General features: G+C 56.2%; 2 protein-coding genes and 2 pseudogenes. 1 reads left to right on the top strand and 3 read right to left on the bottom strand.

What is annotated here, in order from left to right; all coding sequences use genetic code 11:
• Window positions 1-97: 97 nt before the first annotated feature.
• The 3 genes and pseudogenes from tnpC to tnpA all read right to left on the bottom strand — a co-directional run bounded on the left by tnpC (window position 98) and on the right by tnpA (window position 2377).
• A pseudogene (tnpC, locus tag AC2FAP_RS24350) lies at window positions 98-1615 on the bottom strand (IS66 family transposase).
• A gap of 37 nt (window positions 1616-1652) precedes the next feature.
• A complete protein-coding gene (tnpB, locus tag AC2FAP_RS24345; protein ID WP_172686950.1) occupies window positions 1653-2000 on the bottom strand; it encodes an IS66 family insertion sequence element accessory protein TnpB in 348 nt (115 codons plus the stop codon).
• Window positions 1997-2377 (bottom strand): IS66-like element accessory protein TnpA, encoded by a 381-nt coding sequence (tnpA, locus tag AC2FAP_RS24340; protein WP_172686949.1) that lies wholly within the window; start codon window positions 2375-2377, stop codon window positions 1997-1999. Before tnpA ends, tnpB begins: the two co-directional genes overlap by 4 nt.
• Before the next feature lie 86 nt (window positions 2378-2463).
• Here tnpA and AC2FAP_RS24335 point away from each other — a divergent pair.
• Window positions 2464-2607 (top strand): annotated as a pseudogene (locus AC2FAP_RS24335) (IS1-like element transposase); the annotation flags it as partial.

Raw genomic sequence — 2607 nt, 5'->3', positions numbered from 1 at the left:
TCAAAATTGGCGTTAGTGTTAGACATATATTCAAGCCTATCTCTTATCTGGAGATACAGCTACTGTCTGGTGTTTCAGGGGGCTACATCAGGCCAGTCTACCAGGGTAGCAGTTCGCTGACCCGATTGTTCGGCCAGCCAGCTATGACATCAAGCACATGACGGAGGTAGTTTTCTGGATCAACTCCATTCAGTTTGCATGTACCGATCAGACTGTATAGCAACGCTCCACGCTCACCACCGTGGTCCGAGCCGAAGAACAACCAGTTTTTACGACCCAGACTGACCATCCGCAGCGTATTTTCAGCGATGTTGTTATCGACTTCGGCCCTGCCGTCTTCCGCATAGTACGTCAGTGCCGGCCACTGGTTCAGGGCGTACGTGAACGCCTTCGCCAGCTCAGAGTGTCGCGACAGCGTTTTCATCTTTTCATACAGCCAGTTTTCCAGGGCTTACAACTGTGGTTTAGCTTTTTGCTGACGTTCAGCAAGGCGTTGCTCCGCCGGCATTCCCCTTATTTCCGCCTCAACGGCATACAGCTCGCCGATACGCTTCAGGGCTTCATCTGTCAGCGCCGACGGTGTGCGGGCGTGCACATCGTAGATTTTACGGCGGGCGTGAGCCCAGCAGGCGGCTTCCGTTATCCGGCCATCGCGGTACAGCTCGTTGAACCCGGCGTACGCATCCGCCTGCAGCACACCACTGAACCCTGCAAGATGGGTCTGCGGATGGATGCCTTTTCTGTCCGGGCTGTAAGCGAACCACACCGCCGGCGCGACTGCTGATCCAGCGTTGCGGTCATCAAGAACATACGTCCACAACCGCCCGGTCTTTGTCTTCTTATTGCCCGGCAGCAGCACTTGTACTGGGGTATCATCGGCATGGAGTTTGCCGTCGGTCAGGACATAGTCCTGAAGCGCTTCCTCCAGCGGGGACAGCAGCCGGCAGCATGCATCCACCCAGCCCGACAACAATGAACGGCTCAGTTCCACACCCTGGCGGCTGTATATTTCTGACTGACGGTACAGTGGGGTATGCTCTGCATACTTTGAGCCAAGCACGCGGGCCAGCAGCCCCGGTCAGGCGATACCCCGCTCGATGGGGCGTGAAGGTGCGGGGGCCTGCACGATAGCATCGCATTTTGTGCAGGCGTGTTTTTCCCGCACAGTCCGGATAACCCGGAAGGCGCTGCGCATCAGTTCCAGCTGTTCGGCGGTATCTTCACCCAGGTAGCTTAGCGCACCACCACACTCCGGACAGCACGGCTCTGTCGGCAGCAGCCGCTTTTCGTCACGGGGAAGTGATTCAGGGAACGGTTTGCGGGTAAGGGTCTGACGCAACGGGCGTTGCACGGCCGGGTCATCAACCCGACCGGTAAGGGTATCGCTTTCTTTCTGCAGCCGGTTCAGGTCGGCTTCCATCTGTGCGATACGAAGGGATATCTTTTAGGAACGGCCGCCGAAGTTCATCCGGCGAAGCTTATCAAGCTGCGCCTGCAGATGGTCTATTTCGCGCTCCCGGTCGGCAAGCTTTTCCAGCAGGGCGCGGTTCAGTGCTTCCTGTTCGGCAAGGCGCTGTTTCAGCTGAAGGATATCGTCAGAAGAGGTGTTGTTCATAAGCCAACATTTTACTAGGCTTATAGGATAAAGAGGCCTACAGCATGGTCAGGGAGGTCAGAAACCGCTTCGGCTGTCGCCAGTCGATGCCTTCCAGCAGCATTGCCAGCTGCGCCGGTGTCAGGAACACTTTGCCATCGCGGGCCGAGGGCCAGACGAAGCGGCCGCGTTCCAGCCGCTTGGTCAGCAGGCACAGCCCGTCGCCGGTAGACCACAAGAGTTTGACCTGACTACCGCTGCGGCCCCGGAAGATGAAGACGTGGCCGGACATCGGGTCATCTTTCAGCGCCATCTGCACCTTTGCGGCCAGGCCATTGAAGCCGTTGCGCATATCGATGATGCAGGCAACCAGCCATATTTTGGCGCCTGTTGGTAACGGGATCATCGCTTCAGTTCCTGTATCAGCAGAGTCAGAAGACTTTCACTGACTGTGCCATTCAGGCGGAGCGTTCCGTGCCGGAACGTTACCTCACAACTGATACTAAGAGCCTCAGGGTTCTCTGCGAGCGGTTCTGGTTGTACGGCGGTGGCATCGAGAGTCACAGGAAGTAGCTGAGGACTTTCTGAAGAAGGTAATAGCAGCTTTCCCTCGCGCCACTGCTGGCGCCATTTAAACAACAGATTGGCGTTGATGCCGTTTTCAAGCGCCAGTTTTGAGATGGATATACCGGGTTCGCACGAGGCCGCAACGAGCTGCTGCTTAAACTCAGGAGAATAATTAGGGCAGCCTTTACGCCTGCCGGAAGTCACATTTTTCTGCATATCTGACCCTTTGGTTCCCACCATTATTTGGTGTACACCACTTTGTCGAATACATCCGATTATGGCCAGACGGCTCTCTCTGGACGCTTACCTTCAACGGTGCCGGAGTTCGCGATACCGCCCGGACGCTGAAAGTGGGTATCAATACCGTCATCCGGACTTTAAAAAACTCTCGCCACGACGAATAACGTCATCGCCAGTGGCCCATGCTGATGTGGCGCTTATCTGTG

Source organism: Enterobacter cloacae complex sp. 394I7, assembly GCF_057320345.1.
This window is presented reverse-complemented; position numbering and strand designations above follow the sequence as displayed.

Bases quoted from the DNA above. Each gene is read 5' to 3' on its own strand.
- tnpB (WP_172686950.1), bottom strand. From the start codon at position 2,000: ATGATCCCGTTACCAACAGGCGCCAAAATATGGCTGGTTGCCTGCATC.
- tnpA (WP_172686949.1), bottom strand. From the start codon at position 2,377: ATGCAGAAAAATGTGACTTCCGGCAGGCGTAAAGGCTGCCCTAATTAT.